The sequence below is a fragment of the Haloarchaeobius lipolyticus genome, from assembly GCF_051208015.1.
Classification (GTDB): Archaea; Halobacteriota; Halobacteria; order Halobacteriales; family Natrialbaceae; genus Haloarchaeobius.
On record NZ_JBPKGF010000002.1, the window covers coordinates 605,403 to 621,102 of the forward strand.

Annotated in this window: 17 protein-coding genes; 12 read left to right on the top strand and 5 right to left on the bottom strand. The window is 66.6% G+C overall.

Features of this window, described 5'->3' with window-relative positions:
* Window position 1 precedes the first annotated feature (1 nt).
* Window positions 2–373 carry an LWR-salt protein gene (gene lwrS, locus ACSC1Y_RS06120; RefSeq protein ID WP_435333807.1) on the top strand — a complete coding sequence of 124 codons (372 nt, stop codon included), beginning with the start codon at window positions 2–4 and terminating at the stop codon, window positions 371–373.
* 113 nt (window positions 374–486) lie between these two features.
* A complete protein-coding gene (locus ACSC1Y_RS06125) occupies window positions 487–1,182 on the top strand; it encodes an HAD family hydrolase (RefSeq protein ID WP_435333808.1) in 696 nt (231 codons plus the stop codon).
* A 21-nt stretch (window positions 1,183–1,203) separates the two neighbouring features.
* Here ACSC1Y_RS06125 and ACSC1Y_RS06130 read toward each other — a convergent pair whose 3' ends face one another.
* Complete coding sequence (locus ACSC1Y_RS06130) at window positions 1,204–3,105, bottom strand: molybdopterin biosynthesis protein (RefSeq protein WP_435333809.1); 1,902 nt, start codon at window positions 3,103–3,105, stop codon at window positions 1,204–1,206.
* Window positions 3,102–4,334 carry a molybdopterin molybdotransferase MoeA gene (locus ACSC1Y_RS06135; protein WP_435333810.1) on the bottom strand — a complete coding sequence of 411 codons (1,233 nt, stop codon included), beginning with the start codon at window positions 4,332–4,334 and terminating at the stop codon, window positions 3,102–3,104. Before ACSC1Y_RS06135 ends, ACSC1Y_RS06130 begins: the two co-directional genes overlap by 4 nt.
* Before the next feature lie 171 nt (window positions 4,335–4,505).
* Here ACSC1Y_RS06135 and ACSC1Y_RS06140 point away from each other — a divergent pair, with 171 nt between their 5' ends.
* The 4 genes from ACSC1Y_RS06140 (at window position 4,506) to ACSC1Y_RS06155 (ending at window position 8,858) form a co-directional block, all read left to right on the top strand.
* A complete protein-coding gene (locus tag ACSC1Y_RS06140) occupies window positions 4,506–5,327 on the top strand; it encodes a GIDE domain-containing protein (RefSeq protein WP_435333811.1) in 822 nt (273 codons plus the stop codon).
* A gap of 51 nt (window positions 5,328–5,378) precedes the next feature.
* Complete coding sequence (locus ACSC1Y_RS06145) at window positions 5,379–5,738, top strand: Hsp20/alpha crystallin family protein (protein ID WP_435333812.1); 360 nt, start codon at window positions 5,379–5,381, stop codon at window positions 5,736–5,738.
* A 6-nt stretch (window positions 5,739–5,744) separates the two neighbouring features.
* Window positions 5,745–7,418, top strand: a complete 1,674-nt coding sequence (locus tag ACSC1Y_RS06150) for an ABC1 kinase family protein (protein ID WP_435333813.1) — start codon at window positions 5,745–5,747, stop codon at window positions 7,416–7,418.
* Between the two features lie 366 nt (window positions 7,419–7,784).
* On the top strand, window positions 7,785–8,858 hold the full coding sequence (locus ACSC1Y_RS06155) for an aminotransferase class I/II-fold pyridoxal phosphate-dependent enzyme (protein WP_435333814.1): 1,074 nt from the start codon (window positions 7,785–7,787) through the stop codon (window positions 8,856–8,858).
* Between the two features lie 87 nt (window positions 8,859–8,945).
* Here ACSC1Y_RS06155 and ACSC1Y_RS06160 read toward each other — a convergent pair whose 3' ends face one another.
* Together ACSC1Y_RS06160 and ACSC1Y_RS06165 are read right to left on the bottom strand one after the other, a co-directional pair.
* Window positions 8,946–10,193 carry an MFS transporter gene (locus ACSC1Y_RS06160; RefSeq protein ID WP_435333815.1) on the bottom strand — a complete coding sequence of 416 codons (1,248 nt, stop codon included), beginning with the start codon at window positions 10,191–10,193 and terminating at the stop codon, window positions 8,946–8,948.
* An 81-nt stretch (window positions 10,194–10,274) separates the two neighbouring features.
* Window positions 10,275–10,565 (bottom strand): hypothetical protein, encoded by a 291-nt coding sequence (locus ACSC1Y_RS06165; RefSeq protein ID WP_435333816.1) that lies wholly within the window; start codon window positions 10,563–10,565, stop codon window positions 10,275–10,277.
* 177 nt (window positions 10,566–10,742) lie between these two features.
* On the opposite strand from ACSC1Y_RS06165, the gene ACSC1Y_RS06170 reads away from it, so the two are divergent.
* Complete coding sequence (locus tag ACSC1Y_RS06170; protein WP_435333817.1) at window positions 10,743–11,120, top strand: translation initiation factor IF-5A; 378 nt, start codon at window positions 10,743–10,745, stop codon at window positions 11,118–11,120.
* 5 nt (window positions 11,121–11,125) lie between these two features.
* Complete coding sequence (gene speB / locus ACSC1Y_RS06175; RefSeq protein WP_435333818.1) at window positions 11,126–11,938, top strand: agmatinase; 813 nt, start codon at window positions 11,126–11,128, stop codon at window positions 11,936–11,938.
* Here speB and ACSC1Y_RS16155 read toward each other — a convergent pair.
* Window positions 11,850–12,188, bottom strand: a complete 339-nt coding sequence (locus ACSC1Y_RS16155) for a PIN domain-containing protein (protein ID WP_492772534.1) — start codon at window positions 12,186–12,188, stop codon at window positions 11,850–11,852. The genes speB and ACSC1Y_RS16155 overlap by 89 nt on opposite strands.
* A 335-nt stretch (window positions 12,189–12,523) precedes the next feature.
* Between ACSC1Y_RS16155 and ACSC1Y_RS06180 the strand changes: the two genes are divergently transcribed.
* The 4 genes from ACSC1Y_RS06180 to ACSC1Y_RS06195 all read left to right on the top strand — a co-directional run bounded on the left by ACSC1Y_RS06180 (window position 12,524) and on the right by ACSC1Y_RS06195 (window position 15,688).
* Window positions 12,524–12,970 carry a hypothetical protein gene (locus tag ACSC1Y_RS06180; protein WP_435333819.1) on the top strand — a complete coding sequence of 149 codons (447 nt, stop codon included), beginning with the start codon at window positions 12,524–12,526 and terminating at the stop codon, window positions 12,968–12,970.
* Between the two features lie 590 nt (window positions 12,971–13,560).
* The gene (locus ACSC1Y_RS06185) at window positions 13,561–14,337 is read left to right on the top strand and encodes a Nif3-like dinuclear metal center hexameric protein (RefSeq protein ID WP_435333820.1); all 777 of its coding nucleotides are present in this window, start codon (window positions 13,561–13,563) and stop codon (window positions 14,335–14,337) included.
* A 110-nt stretch (window positions 14,338–14,447) separates the two neighbouring features.
* Window positions 14,448–14,891, top strand: a complete 444-nt coding sequence (locus ACSC1Y_RS06190; protein WP_435333821.1) for a universal stress protein — start codon at window positions 14,448–14,450, stop codon at window positions 14,889–14,891.
* A 104-nt stretch (window positions 14,892–14,995) separates the two neighbouring features.
* A complete protein-coding gene (locus tag ACSC1Y_RS06195; protein WP_435333822.1) occupies window positions 14,996–15,688 on the top strand; it encodes a metallophosphoesterase family protein in 693 nt (230 codons plus the stop codon).
* Window positions 15,689–15,700 lie beyond the last annotated feature (12 nt).

Below are 15,700 nucleotides of genomic sequence, written 5' to 3' on the forward strand. Positions count from 1 at the left end.
GATGGACGCGGCGTACGTCTTCGCGGTCCGGTTCCGGCTCGACCCGGCCGACGAGGACCTCTCGCTCTCTCCGAGCGTGTTCGAGACGAAACTGTCCCGTCGGGCCGACGACCCCGGCACCGACGGGTGGCTGTTCTTCCGCGACAACCTCTGGCGTGGCGAGTGTAACGACCCGAAACATCTCCGCGAACTCGCGGAAGACGCACTCGGCGTCCCGGTCCTCTCGGTCGAGTTCCGGGGACTTCGAACGGACGAGGCGTACCTGCAGGCGCTGAAAGCAGAGATCCAGGACGACCTCGACCTGTTCAAAGCCGACACCGTCTCCGAGGTGCTCTCGAAGTACCTCGGGAGTTCCATCCAGGTGGAGAAGTAGCGAGCCAGGATAGTTTGGTGTGAACACCTACCAAACGTATCACTACATATATCGGGGCCCGACCTACGTAGCCGAAACCTATTATATACGTTCCCGCTTACCGTAGAATCCCTATGCCACTGGCGGAGTACGATTACTGGCTTCTCGACCTCGATGGAACGCTGGTAGACGTCGACTGGTCCTACACTCGCGACGTGTTCACCCGAGTCGGCGACATCCTGGGTCGGGAGTTCACAGACCGCGAGGCCTACCTCCTCTGGCACGGTCTCACGGGTAATCGCGACCGCCAGCTCGAAGCGTGGAACATCGACCCCGCCGAGTTCTGGCCCGCCTTCCACGAGATAGAGGACCCGCAGACCCGGGCCGAAGAGACGTACCTCCACGACGACGCCGCATTCGTCGCCGAGCTCGACTGCCCCGTCGGTCTCGTCACGCACTGCCAGCAGTTCCTCGCGGACCCGGTCATCGACCACCTCGACATCCGCGACTGGTTCGACACCATCGTCTGCTGTACGGACGAGACCGGCTGGAAACCCGACCCCGGACCGGTCTACCGCGCCCTGGCCGACCTCGATATCGAGCCGCCGCAGGTCGCCGCCGACGGTGGTCGCCCACGCCGCGGCGGCCGCGGCGTCCTCGCCGGCGACGGCTCCAACGACGTCGGTGCGGCCTGGAACGCCGGGCTGGACGCCATCCACGTCGAGCGACACGGCTACGAGAAACGAGGCCACTGCGTGATGGGCGACCATCGAATCAGTTCGTTTGACGAGCTTCGCTTCGACTTCGGTCGTCGGTCCGCGAGCGACTGAGACCGACGCCACGATACGCTCTTACTCGACACTGTAGCCCGACAGTTCGTCGAGCTCGCGGTCCACGTCGTCCAGCACTGCCTCGAACGCGCACATTCCCGATTTCTCCACTCGCTCCGGGTTCGCGAGCACCTGCACCGTCTCGTGGCCGAGCGAGACGAAGTCAATGCCCAGCAGGTCGGCGGTCGTCCGCAGTCCGAGGCCGGCATCCGCTCGACCGGCGAGCACCTTCCGCGCGGGACTCTCGTGCGCCCGGAGGCCGACCTCGAAACCCTCGATGGCCGAGACGACGTCGTGTCGGTCCTCGCCGCGTTCCGCGGCCAGTTCCGCGACGGCGTTCCCGAGGCTGGTCCGGAGCCCGGAGTCGGTCGTCCGGTTGACGAACCGGAGGTCGCGGTCCGCGAGGTCCGCGAGCCCGTCGACGTCCTCGGGGTTACCGTCCGGGACGACGAGCCCCCACTCGCGCGTCCAGGAGGCGACGGGCTGGGCGTCCGTCTCCCGGTCCTGCGGACCCGCGACGACCGCGAAGTCGGGGACGCCAGAGCGCATCCGGCGAAGGCCCTGTCGGCTGCCGACCGAGAGGTACCTGGGCCCCTGGACCCGGTCGAGCAGCCGTGAGAGCAACGGGTCGTCCTCACCGACCCCGAAGACGGTCGGCGGGCGGACGTCGGGCGAGAACAGCTGGACGCTCACCGACTCGCCCTCGTCGATGTACTCCGTATCCGCGGCGACCTCGACCACGCCGTCCGCTTCGACGAGGCTGGTGGTCGCACCGGAGCCCTTGTCGACCGGGTAGACGAGTAGGTCGCCCCCACCGTCCTCCACGAGTCCGACCGGCATCAGCCGCATCCGGCCCTCGCTGTACCGTTCGCGACGAGCGAGCCGCCCCTCGACGGTGGCGGTCCGGGGTTCGGGGAGACCAGCCGCCCGGCGGATGGCCGGGGCGACGAACGTCCGGAAGATGGTGAGTGCGGAGACGGGATAGCCCGGCAGGCCGACGTAGGCGGAGTCGCCGAGTTCGCCGACGAGCATCGGCTTTCCGGGCTTGACGGCGACGCCGTGGAGGAGGAGGTCGCCGCGCTCTTCGATGACCTCGTAGATGACGTCGACCGCGCTCGCGCTCGTACTCCCGGACGAGAGCACGAGGTCGCACTCCTCGGCCGCCTCGACGAGGATGCGAGCCATCTCCTCGTAGTCGTCGCCCACGTGCGGGTACAGTTTCGGGACGCCGCCTGCATCCTCGACCCCGGTCGCGACCGTGTAGCTGTTCACGTCGTATATCTGGCCGCGTTCCGAGTGGAGGTCGCCGCCGGGGCGGACGAGCTCGTCGCCGGTCGAGACGATGCCGACGGTCGGTCTTCCGCGAACGGGCACCTCGTCGACGCCGAGCGCCGAGAGGAGACCGACCTCGCGAGGCGTGAGTCGCGTTCCGGGGCCGAGTGCGCGCTCGCCGGCGGCCACGTCGGACCCCGCGAACATCACGTTATCGCCGGGAGCGACCGCCCTCCTGATGGCGACCTTCGGCGTGACCGCACCGTCCGCCTCGTCGACCTCGTCGGTCTCTTCCACCATCACCATCGCGTCGGCACCGTCCGGCATGACGGCCCCGGTCGATATCTCGACGCACTCGCCGACGCCGACTTTCACGTCGGGCTCCTCGCCGGCGTGGACCTCGCCCGCGAGGTCGAGTATCGCCGGGTCGGCCTCGTCCGCGCCGAAGGTGTCCTTCGCGCGGACCGCGTAGCCGTCGAGGGTGGCCCGGTCGAAGCCGGGGACGTCGATGGTCGCGTCTATCCGCTCGGCGAGGACGCGACCACGGGCGTCTTCGAGCGGGACGGTCTCCGCGTCGGGTTCGAGGTCGAGGCCGTCGATGGCGTCGTGGGCGTCCTCGGGGTCGGCGAGGTCGCGGAACTCCTTCCTCATGCCGACCACTCCCAGTGCTGAACCGCGACGAGGTCTCCTTCCGGTACGCCCTCTATCCCCTCGCGTACCTCGACCCAGCCGTCCGCGAGTGCGACCGAGGAGAGGACGCCAGAGCCGCCGGTTCGGACTGGAACCGCGGTCCGCTGGCCGTCCCTGCTCTCGAACCGCACTCTGGCGTACGTCCTGACGCCGGGCTCGCTCGGTATCTTCCGGTCGAGTAGCGCCGGGCTCGTCGGCGGCGAGTCGACCGGCATCCCACCGGTCCACTTCACGGCGTGTCGGAGGAACTGCATCGAGTTGACGATGCAGGCGACGGGATAACCCGGGAGCATCACGACCGGCGTCTCGTCGACGACGCCGAGCGCGACCGGATGGCCCGGTTTCAGCGCGACGCCGTGGACGAACACCTCGCCCAGGTCGTCGACGACCTCGGGGACGAGGTCTCGCTCGCCCACGGAGGAGCCGCCGGTCGTCGTGACCACGTCGAACTTCTCGCACGCGGCTTCGATAGCGTCGCGGAGCGCCGCCTCGTCGTCGGTCACCACGTCGTGGCTCGTCGCCTCGCCACCCCAGCGCTCGACGAGCCGCGAGACGGTCAGCGAGTTCGTGTCGACCACCTCGCCCGGTTCGGGTTCCTCGCCCGGGCCGACCAGCTCCTCGCCGGTCGGAATCACGGCGACTCGAGGCGGGTCGACGACCGACACCGATTCGATGCCGACGGAGCGGAGCAAGCCGAGGTCGGACGGGCGGAGCCGATGGCCCGGGTCGTAGAGGTGCTGTCCCTCGCGGACGTCCTCACCCACTGGCGCGACGTTCTCCCCCTCCGCGACCGCGTCGAAGACCTCGAGTTCGTCGCCGAACCGCTCGGCGTGTTCGATCATGACCACGGCGTCCGTCCCGTCGGGGAGGGCGCTTCCGGTGTGCACCCGAACCGCCTCACCGGGCATCGGTTCTTTCCCGTCCTCGTTCACCCGGAGCAGTTCCGGCGAGCGGTCGCTCGCCCCGAACGTGTCCGCGGCACGAACCGCGAAACCGTCCATCGCCGCCTTCGGGTAGTTCGGGACGTTCCGCTCCGATGCGACCGGTTCCCCCAGCGTCCGCGCGTCGGCGTCCGCGACCGGAATCGTCTCGGTCCGGTCGACCTGTGTGACCCGTTCGCGGAGGGCGACACGCGCGTCGTCGACCCGGGTCCGGTCTTTGAACCCGGACTCCTTCCTGCGCTCGTCCATGGGTCTACTCCCCGCGCCACGGCCAAAAACGTGCGGTCCACCGGTGAGCTCCCGCACTGGGGCCCCGAGCACGCACCGGTGACCCGCGGACACGTACTGGTGCTCCTCGCACAGCGTCGCGTCGCCACGAGACACGGAACCATTACATGTCGGTTATACGGACTTACTCGTATGATTGTTGGGTCCTCCTTCCCCCTCCTCGTCGGTTTCGGGGCCGTCTCGCTCGTCTTCGGGCTGGTCGCGCTGGCGTTCATCGCCTACTCCCTCCTCCAGTTCCGGACCGCGTACGTCGTCCGCCGGAACGAACCGAAGCAGGCGTACGAGGCCCGGAACGGCGGACTGTTCGAGATAGAGGGGACCGCCCAGATTCACGAGGAGACCGTTCGGTCCCCGTTCACCGACTCGGAGTGCTTGGTCTGTCACTGGCAGGTCGAGGAGTACAGGTCGAGCGGGAAGAACAGCCACTGGGCGACCATCGACGAGGGAACCTGGCGACGGCCGTTCCGCGTCGGGGACGACTCCGGACAGGTGCTCGTCGACCCGACGGGTGCACGGTTCTCGCTCGCCGAATCCGACCGCATCAGGGTGGACGGCGGGACGGCGCCGACGGCCACAATCCAGGAGTTCATCGACGTGAACGAGGACGTCGACGACGAGAACCGGACCCTCGACCTCAAACTGTTCGAGCTGAAGTCGGGGAACGACCGTCGGTACGTCGAGAAGCGCCTCGACGTGGGCGAGCAGGTCCACGTTTACGGCTACGCCCGTCCCGACCCGGACCGCGAGTTCGGCTCCCGGCTGTACGCCATCGTCGGCGCGCCGGAGCGTCAGCGAACCGGCCCGCTGGGCACGCTCGTCGGCCGTCTGCTCGACCCGCCGTTCCTCGTCTCCGACACGACCGAGGAGGGGACGGTTCGGCGGCTGATGAAACGAGGGCTGGTCCCGCTACTCATCGGACTCGGCGGACTGGCCCTCGGCGTCTTCCTGCTCTGAGGAGGTTCCGTATCCGCGGCCTTTTTCGCCCCGCGCTCCCAACGGTCAACTATGTCAGCGCTGCGAGACGCGTTGCGGGACTTGCCCGACGCCGTGTTCGCCGACCTCCTGGAATCGGACGACGCCTACCTCCTCGTCGTCGACCTCCCGGGCGTCTCGAGGGATACCCTCGACATCCACGTGAAGAACGGTCGGCTCCGGCTCGAAGCGCGTCGCGAGAAGGACGTGCCGCCCGAGTTCCACTACGACCGCGAGGAGCGCTCGATGTTCCTCGACGCGGAGCTACCGCTCCCGCCGGACGCCACCGCAGAGGAGGCCACGGCGACGGTCGACCGTGGCGTGCTCGAACTCCGCCTGCCCAAACGGGGCATCGGGGAGGAGACGCGAATCGAGATAACGGACGCCGAGTAAGACCGGGTGGTGACGCTGGTCAACTCGCGCGCCTACTGGCGCTTCTTCGTCGTCGCTCGCCAGTTCCTTCCGCTGTTGCTCGCCTACGCCCGCGACCGCCACCGGTTCCTGCTGTTCGGTGCCCGGCGGCAGGTCGACACCGAGACGAGAGTCGCCCGCGCAGAGCGCCTGCTGGAGTCGCTCCTGACGCTGGGGCCGACGTTCATCAAGCTCGGCCAGCTGCTGTCGACGCGGCCGGACATCCTCCCGGCGGAGTACATCGACGTACTGTCCTCGCTCCAGGACGACGTGCCTGCCGCCGGGTGGGACGAGGCCGAACAGGTCGTCGAGGCGGAGCTGGGTCCGGTCGACGCGGTCTTCGACGAGTTCGATACCGAGCCCATCAGCGGCGCGAGCCTCGGTCAAGTCTACCTCGCGTCGGTCGACGGCCGACAGGTCGCCGTGAAGGTCCGCAGACCAGGCATCGAACCGCTCGTGAACGCCGACCTCACCGTCATCCGGTGGTCGCTTCCCATCCTCCTGTACTTCGTCGGCGAAGCTCGGGCGTTCTCGCTCGAGAACCTCGCCGACGAGTTCGCGAAGACCATCCGCGAGGAGATGGACTACCGGCGCGAGGCGCGGATGCTCACCGAGATACGCGAGAACTTCGCCGACGAGGAGCGCATCGTCATCCCGAACGTGCTCTCGCCCTACTCGAGCGAGCGCGTGCTGACGATGGAGTACGTCTCCGGCACGAAGATAAACAGAGTCGACGAGCTCGCCGAGAAAGGAGTCGACCTGAGCGAGGTCGCGGAGACGCTCCAGCGGTCGTACCTCAAGATGATCATCCAGGACGGCGTCTTCCACGCCGACCCGCACCCGGGCAACCTCGCGGTGCAGGACGATGGCTCCATCGTCTTCTACGACTTCGGGATGTCCGGCCGCGTCGACTCGTTCGTCCAGGAGAAGATCGTCGAGTTCTACATCGCCGTCGCCAACCAGGATATCGACGGCATCCTCGATTCGCTCATCGCCATCGGGACGCTCTCGCCGACGGCGGACCGGCAGGTGATGGGCGAGGTGATGGAGCTCGCCATCGCGGACGCCCGCGGCGACGACATCGAGCAGTACCGCGTGAACCAGATCGTCGGCCAGATAGAGGACTCCATCTACGAGTTCCCGTTCCGACTGCCGGCGAACCTCGCGCTCGTCCTCCGGGTCGCCACCGTCGTCGAGGGCGTCTGCGTCACGCTCGACCCGAACTTCGACTTCATCGAGACGGCGACGGACTACCTGACCGAGCAGGGCTACCGCGAGGAGTCCATCAAGCAGTTCCTCGAACAGAGCCGCGACCAGGCGTGGGAGTCGGCCCAGTCTGCCCTGCGCGTCCCCCCCAAGCTGGAGCAGACGCTCGACCGAGCCCAGCGCGGCAACCTCACGTTGCAGGTCGAGTTTCAGGACTCTGCGGGCATCATCGACCGGCTCGCCAAACGGCTCATCTACGGCTTCGTCCTGTCCTTCTCCATCCTCTCGACCGCGTATCTCTACCAGGGCGCATCGCCGTACGCCGCCGGGGTCACGGCGTTCGTCGGCCTCCTCGCCGGCATCCGGCTCTGGTGGTCGTTCCGCGAGAAGAAGGGCATCCGTGCCCAGCCGCAGTTCACGCGGCAGAACCTCCGGGAGCGACGGGGAGAGCGGTAGGCGGGGGTCTCCGATTCCGAATTTTCGCCGTGGCGCGCGCTGGCAAGCGTGACGAACGCCAGTGAGTCCGCGAGCCGATATCGTGCGAGGGATGAGCGGAACGAGGTGAAGCCGAGTGGAGCGAATCGGCTGGGGAGGAGAGCGAGGCGGCGTCGCCGCCTCGCGGCGAACGGGCCACAAAGTGGCCCGTGAGCAGTGGTGCGAGGCTGTGCGAGGCTGTGCGGCGGCGGTCTCTCGATTCCGTCGTGATTCGTGAACTGCTCTGCAGCCCTGAGGCCGGCGACGACTGAAAGAACAGACTTCGAGACACAGACGACCGATAGCCGGTTTCACGGCACTTTTGCCCCCGCCACACCCACTCGGCCCATGTACATCGAGCAGTTCGGACTGGAGCGCTGGTTCGGCAAGCACGAACACGGCGCCGACATCATGCTCGCGGAGTCGGGCATCCGTCCGCTCGCATCGTCGGACTTCGATACCGACCCCGGCGAGCTGAACTACGTCATCCCGACCGACGGCGACCCCGAGTTCCGCGCCGAGGTCGCCGAGCGATACGGCCGCGGCGAGAACGAGGTCTGCTTCACCTGCGGGACGCAGGAGGCGAACCTGCTGGTCTTCCTCTCGCTCCTCTCCGAGGACGATCACGTCGTCGTCGTCACGCCGACCTACCAGGCGCTCCACGCGGTTCCGGACGCGGTCGGGGACGTGACTCGCGTCTCGCTCACCGAGGGCGACTGGCGGCTCGACGTCGACGCCGTCGCCGAGGCGATGCGCGAGGAGACGAGGCTCGTCGTGCTCAACAACCCGAACAACCCGACGGGGCGGTATCACAGCGAAGAAAAGGTCCGCGAGCTGTACGACCTCGCGGCCGAGAACGACGCCTACCTGCTCTGCGACGAGGTGTACCGACTGCTCGCCGACGAACCCATTCCACCGGTCGCGAGCATGGGTGAGTACGGCATCTCGACGACCAGCCTGACGAAAGCGTACGGCCTGGCCGGCCTGCGGTTCGGCTGGATAGCCGGCCCGGAGGACGTGGTGCAGGACGCCGTCGAGTGGAAGGACTACACGACCATCTCGCCGCCCATCTTCGGCCAGCACGTCGCCCGGCAGGCGCTGGGCGAGCGCGAGGACGAGATTCTCACGGAGAACCGCGAACTCGCCGAGTCGAACCGGGATATCGTCCGCGAGTTCGTCGAGGCGCACGACCTCGACTGGTTCGACCCGATCGGCGTCAACGGCTTCATCTCGGTGCCGGACGGATTCGTCGACGGCCGCGAGTTCTGTACCGCCGTGGTCGAGCAGGAGAGCGTCGTCCTCGCGCCGGGTGACCTCTTCGGGTACGACCAGTACTGGCGCATCGGTTTCGGGCTGCCAACTGACGAACTCGAGGAGGGGCTCGAACGTGTAGCACGGGTAGTCGAATCAGCAGAGAACTGAGGTCGAAACCGACCAGACCGGCCCCGATTCTTTCGGCTCGTCGCGGTTGGTCTCGTTCGTCGGTTCTCGCGTCAATCGGTCCCCACGTCAGTCGGTCCCCGACGCGATGCCCTCGCTCCGGCCGCCAGCACTGGATTCCTCTCGAACGGGCGAGACGGCGACCCAGAGCACTCCCGCGGCGAGCATTGCTCCGACGCCGGCGACGCCGATGGCCTGCACGGGCCCCAGTGCCTCCGCGAGCCAGCCGCCGCCGAGTGAGGCCGCTCCGGAGACGACCGAGAGGACCATCGACGCCCCCGAAAGCACCGTCGCCCTACCCACGTCCCCCAGCCGGTCGTTCAGGTACTGGTTGCGGACGGGGTCGAGCAGCGTCTTTCCGGCGCGGTTGACGAACAACAGGGGGACGACGAGTACCGGTACGAGCAGTGCGCTGGCGTAGACGCTGGCGAGCACGGCCATCGTCGCGAGGAACACGCCCGACGTTCCGAGTCGGTCGTGGACCCAGCCGGTCGTGGTGGCCGTGGTCGCCGAGACGACCTTGAAGCAGGCGTACAGTACGCCGAAGGCGGGAAGCGGGACCCCGACGGCGGCCGCGGCGGGCTGTTCGAAGGTCCGCGTGATGCCGTACAGGCCGGCGAACAGGGCCGCGAAGACGACCAGCCAGCGGACCTCGGGTCGACCGAGCTGGAGTCGGAGGGTTCTGACCGCATCGCCGACGCCGAAGGTCTCCTCGCTGGGAGCCTCACGCCCGTCGAGCTCCTCGTCCACCGACGACGAATCGACTCGCGGGAGCGTCGCGAGCAGGGGAACCCCGAGCGTCGCCAGGGCCGCGTTCGCGAAGAACGGAATCGCCCAGTCGACCGTCGCGAGAAAGCCGGCTGCGAGAGCCGTCACGGCGGAGGTCGCCAGCAGGGCGGTACTCGCCCGCCCCCTGACGCGGGAGAACTCGCCCGGCTCGCCGTGGCTCGCGAGCAGCTCGTACAGCCAGGCATCGCCGGTCCCCGAGCGGAAGGCCCAGCCCGTCGCCCAGACCACATTGAGGAGCATATACTCGACCGGCGAGTCGAGGAAGACGTACGCGGCCAGCGAGAGGGCGGAGAGCGCGTTCCCCAGCGCGAGGCTGGCGCGGCGGCCGAGCCGGTCACCGAGGTAACCGGTCGGAATCTCGGCGGCGACGAGCGCGAACGAGAAGGTCGCCTTGATTGCGCCGATCTCGGCCAGACCGAAGCCGTGGACCTCCAGCAGGTAGAGCACGCTGACGGGCAGGTAGAACCCGTAGGCGTTCGTGCAGTGGTAGGCGTAGTACCGGCGGACGGTACCGCGGAGGGAGGCCATCGTGTGAAGTCTCTCGCTCGAACAAGGTGATGGTTTCCTGAAAAACGTTTCAGCAGTGTGCTATCGTTCCGCGTACCGAACTCAGAGCGGGAGGAGGTGCAGGAACTCCTCGACCTCGACGTCGTCGATTCCGTAGGCCGTCACGCGACGGCCGTTGTGCGAGAACTGCGAGTACGTCGGCGACATGACGCCGATGACGCGGTCGACGGGGATCGAGACGTAGTCGTACTCGTCGGTCATGCACTGGTCGAAGCCGACGACCCAGTCCCAGCCCTCGATGACGAAGGCGGCGTCGACCTGAACTGGCTGTTCGTCGGCGTAGTAGATCTTCGCGACTGTGCGCTTCTCGGATGCCGGCATGACGGTACTCATGGCAGGAGAGACGACCGGCGAGAACATATACTAGTATTGATACGTGGTGGCAGCGGGGCCGGCCCGGTGCGACACAGGGTCGACGGGCACCCGACAGTGAACACCGCGAAGCGCCGTACTCGCCAGCCCTCGCGCGGTTCCAAACGGTTTATACCCCCGCGGAAAGAACGCCGGGATATGGCTAAAGAGCAGAAGGAGGTCCGTGACCTTCAGGAGGGCAGCTACGTGATGATCGACGACGCCGCGTGTAAGATCAACCACTACTCCACCGCGAAGCCGGGCAAGCACGGCAGCGCGAAGGCTCGCGTCGAGGCAGTCGGTGTCTTCGACGGCAAGAAGCGCTCGATGTCCCAGCCCGTCGACGCGAAGTGCTGGGTCCCGATCATCGAGCGGAAGCAGGGGCAGGTCGTCTCCGTCGAGTCCGACACCGTCGCCCAGGTCATGGACCTGGAGACCTACGAGACGTTCTCGATGTCCATCCCGGCGGACCTCGACGTCTCGCCCGACGACGAGCTCGAGTACCTCGAACTCGAGGCCCAGCGCAAGATCGTCTGAGGCCGATGTTCCCTGGAGCCATCGCCGACCGCGCCGATGCCGACTACGTGGTCGTCGGGGCTCCACTCGACGTCTCGACGACCTTTCAGCCGGGCACGCGGTTCGGTCCGGACCGCATCCGGCACTTCTCCGAAACCTTCGACGACTACGACCAGCGGAGCGGACAGCACTTCTCCGAACTCGCCGTCGCCGACCACGGCGACGTCCGGGCGTGGGACGACGCCGGTGAGTATCTCGACTACCTCCGGGGCGTCTGCACCGACGTCGTCTGGGACGACGCCGTCCCGCTCGTCCTCGGCGGCGAGCACACCGTCACGCTGGCGAACGTCCGGGCCGTCGAGCCCGACGTCTTCGTCTGCCTCGACGCCCACCTCGACCTCCGGAGCGAGTACGACGGCAACGAGCTGAGCCACGCGACCGTGACCCGCCACGTCCTCGACATCGCCGACGAGGCCGTGATTCTGGGCGCGCGGACCGGCTCGGAAGCGGAGTGGGACCGTGCCGCGGAGGACGACGTGACCGTGGTTCCGGTCGAGGACGTTGCCGAGTGGACGCCCGACTTCGGCGACCGCGACGTCTACCTCTCCGTCGACATCGACGGCGCCGACCCCGCGTTCGCGCCCGGAACCGGCACGATGGAGCCGTTCGGGCTGACCTCGCGCGAGATGCGCGACGTGGTTCGAGCAGTCGGAGACGCCGGGCAGGTGACCGGCTTCGACGTCGTGGAGGTCAACGACCGCGACGACGGACAGGCCGCGTCGCTCGGCGGGAAGCTGTTGCGGGAGTTCGTGTTCGCGGATTCTGCGGCGTCGGAGTGAAGCCGGTGCTCGATTCACACGAACAGTCTTCGAGCAGGGCAATTCTACGTTCGACCACTGCCTCCGTGACGAACAGACTCGGTTCCGTCTGAAGTGACCGCAGTCGCTCGACTGCACCCGTCTTGTCGTGGATCCCGCGAGAGTTCGCGAGCACGATGAGTCCGATCGGGCCGTGCAGTTCCACATCGAGGTCTGTTGCTGCCTCTCTCGCTTCCAGGTCGTCTGTCAGGAATACTGCCGGCCGTTCCAGCGGACACTGCGAACTATTCTGTAATTACGTCGGCAGTAGAGTTGCCAGCCCCGTCCGAAACGGCTCGCCGACGAACTCGACTTGAATCCCACGACTGTCCCCCACAAAGTGAAAATTTCAGTCAATCTCTGGTCGGTCGAACTGACCGGAGAGGCCCCCGTCCGGACGTGTACCCAGTCACTTCAGTTCGTTCCTGGGAGTGACAGTATTCGACCAGGATAAGTTCTCGATAATCGAACAAAAAACGTTCCAAATCGAATGAGGAAGCCCCATACTGAATGTATATGACGAATAACAAAGGCCATTCTATCAGATTGTATAAACTGGAGGACAAAATGACCGAAGACACCAGTTCGTCCCAGATAAACCGGCGAAACATCTTGAAAAAAGCCAGTGGCGCCGCAGTTGGCAGTATTGCCCTGACGGGTGCTGTCAGTGCAAACCCGGGGAAGAGTCAGAACCAGGGCCCAAAGTTCCTGGATCCGACAACCGACGTCGTCAATTTCTGTGGCTGTACTTCAGTCTGCATCGGAGACCTGCCGAACTGCAATCTCGCAACTATCGTCTATAGAGATGGTTCGAAGGAACAGGTCTATGATCAGGAGTGCTACGACCGCGATGGAATCGTCGGAGTGGAAAACGAGGCTAGCGACGGATATACCGTCACGTATTGTAACCCGAACATGGCGTGTTCGGGTAATACAGAGAGCGATTGTACAGGTGAGAACAAGGAGATAGGCACTGCTCCCCAGCTGGAAGGCGGCAGGGGGTGCGGCGACTGATCGTACGTCACGAAGGTTGACGTCTTCCTCTGCCGTCAGGCGTAGGGATCCCGGTGCAAGTGGGAATCGTCCCACTCCCTCTCAAACCGGTTCACTCGCTCCGATCCTTCATCTCCCGTGAGGGCAAACTCTCTCGAGACTCGAGCGTGGCTCAGCGCACGCCAGAGCGTCCTGTACCGGTAACGAAAACAGCGCCGTCGCTACGGAGTCGGTCTCTCAGAGAACGAGCGGCGGGCGAGTTACGCGATGCGGATGACGTGCATCACGTCACGCGACCTGGTCGCGTTCTGTGTGTTCGCGACCGACGGGTGCGCTACGTCACTCGCCTCGTCAGACGCCGTAGTTTGGACTTGATACGCCGTCGGAACCGTCGGGGCATTCGACGCCATGCGTACATCGCCTTGCGGAATTTACCCATAGCGTATGTCACCTCGGTTCGACCGCTCTCCCGTCGCGGGGACGGGTAGTTCGACCTACTCGCCGGCGACTGATGACTCCCCAACCACAGCACTGAGGGTTCGTGTCACTGGGCGAACCGGCGCACTGCCCGAACCGCCGCGTACAAGCCGCCGGCGGCCGACAGGTCGACCATGCAACTGCGCGCCTTCTGCGACCGGCTCGACGAGGAGCTTCGCACCGACGACTTCGCAGACCTCGACGCCAGCCCGAACGGCCTGCAGGTCGGCCCCGAGCGCGGCTCGGTCGAGCGCGTCGCCTTCTGTACCGACGGCGTGGCACAGACGTTCGACCTCGCCGCCGAGTGGGACGCCGACGCCGTCGTCGTCCACCACGGCATCTCGTGGGGCGGCATCGAGCGGATAACTGGCCGGCACTACAAGCGGGTCGCACCGCTCATCGAGAACGACATGGCGCTCTACGCGGCTCACCTGCCGCTGGACTCGCACCCGGAGCTGGGCAACGCGGCGGGCATCGCCGACCTGCTGGAGCTCGACTGGCGCGAGGGCTTCGGCGAGATCGGCCCGGAGCACGTCGGCCTGCGCGGGCGGCTCGCGGAGTCGACCACTGCGGCGGAACTGCGCGAGACACTCGCCGGTGCCCTGTCGACCGACGGCCAGCCCATCCAGGTGCTCGACCACGGCCCCGACGAGATAGAGGACGTGGCCATCGCGACCGGGGACGGCTCCGGCTACGTCGACGAGGCGCACGAGAAGGGCGTCGACGCGCTGGTTATCGGCGAAGGAAAGCAGAAGACGTACCACGAGGCACGCGAAGCCGAACTGACGGTGGTGCTGGCAGGCCACTACGCGACCGAGACGTTCGGCGTGCGGAACCTGCAGCAGTGGATGGAGACGGAGTGGGACGAGGACCTGAAGACGACGTTCTTCGACGTGCCGACGGGAATCTGAGTGCTTGCTGGCTGTTCGTCGAGTGGCTATCGTCGGCCCGATGGCCGTTCCATTCGGGCGGTCTCACCACGGGAGATAGATTCATCATCGCAGAGTGATATAATAGGAGTATGTCACTCCTGGTTCCCTACGATGGCTCCAGCCTCTCGACCGCCGCGCTCCGTCGCGCACGGGAGTTCGCAGACTACTCCGACGCGGACCTCGTCGTCCTCACGCTGATACCGGACGACCCCGAGTACGCGACCGAACGCGGCTGGCTCGAGGACGAGGATACGTTCGACGTGGGCGTTATCGAGCGAAAGCTCAGACAGCGCGTCCACGACGACGCACCGAACGCCGAGTTCCGGTGTGAGCTCATCGAGAACGTCGACCCCGTGGCGTCGGTCACGCTCGACGTGGTCCGGCGCATCCGCGAGGTCGCGAACGAGGAGAGCGCGGAGATACTGTTCGTCGGGAGTGAGAACGCCGGCCGGGTCGCCAGTCCGCTGACCAGCGTCGGTTCGCCGCTGTCCGAGGACCCGCAGTACGACGTCCACATCGTCCGCCACCCCTGACACTATCCGCGACCGAAATTTGACGGCTTCTGGACGGGTGATACTCGGCACCCGCACCAGTCAGGTACGAACCTTTCTGTAGCTCCCCGGCATACTATCGAGCGATGACCCCGCCCCGCTTCGGCGACGCCGTCTCCCGCCAGCACCGGCGCATCAGTCGCGAGGACTGGCGCGACGTCTACGTGATCGGCGACGTCCACGGCTGCCGCGAGACACTCGACGCCCTGCTCGCCGAACTCGGCTCGGACGAGCGGGACCTCCACGTCTTCGTCGGCGACCTCGTCACACGCGGACCGGACAGCGCCGGTGTTGTCGACGTGGTGCGCGAGGCACCGAACATGCTGTCGGTGAGGGGAAACAACGAACAGAAGGTTCTCGACGGGACCGCCGACACGCCCGACCTCGACGACTGCCACCGCCAGTGGCTCGCCTCGCTCCCGGTCGCGCTCTCCTGGGACGACGTGCTCGTCGTCCACGGCGGAATCGACCCGCGAAAACCGCTCGCCTCGCACGTGCCACAGGACCTGATGGAGACGGGGTCGCTCGCAGGCTCGGGCGAAGGTCGACCGTACTGGTGGGAGCTGTACAACGGTCCACACCGCGTCTGCTTCGGCCACCGGGTCTTCTCGTCGGCGCTGATCGGCGAACACGCCATCGGGCTCGACACCGGCTGCGTCTACGGGAACCGACTGACCGCCTTCGACTGCAGCCGCGACCGGACCGTGAGCGTCGAGTCGGAGGGCTGTTTCCGCGAGCGGGACCCGTCCGACTTCATCGACCCGTCGTCGTTCGCTTGAGAGCGACTTCTC